Here is a 437-nt window from a genome sequence, read left to right as displayed (position 1 = left end):
AAAATTATGTGAGAATGAAAATCTTGAAAAACAAATTGAAAAAATTTTTTCAGCTTATGAGAAAAAAATAATTTTAGAAAATTTTGAGATTGTTGCACTCACTTTAAGAGAAAAAGATTTGAATGAAAATGAATATTTAAACTTAGTAGAAAAAATCTATCCTATCTGTCAAAAACATAAGATAAATTTAATCTTACATCAAAACTATGATTTAAAATTAGATGATAGATATAATATTGAGGGAATTCATTTAAGTTATAGTATTTTTAAATCTTTAAATAAAAATATTAAGGAAGAGCTTATAAAGAAATATAAAAGAATAGGAATTTCTATTCATAGTATTGATGAGGGGAAAGAAGTAGAAATGTTAGGTGCAAGTTACGTAGTTGCAGGACATATATTTGAGACAGATTGCAAAAAAGGTTTAGAGCCTAGGG

Annotated in this window: 1 protein-coding gene; it reads left to right on the top strand. The window is 24.0% G+C overall.

What is annotated here, in order from left to right; genetic code table 11:
- The coding region (locus GPA21_RS20455) for a thiamine phosphate synthase (protein ID WP_168989877.1) at window positions 1-437 on the top strand (437 nt) is incomplete at both ends.

The sequence above is a fragment of the Azoarcus taiwanensis genome, assembly GCF_012910885.1.
Classification (GTDB): Bacteria; Pseudomonadota; Gammaproteobacteria; order Burkholderiales; family Rhodocyclaceae; genus Azoarcus_F; species Azoarcus_F taiwanensis.
Note: the sequence above shows the minus strand (reverse complement) of the source record. Positions and strands in the feature narration are given on the sequence as shown.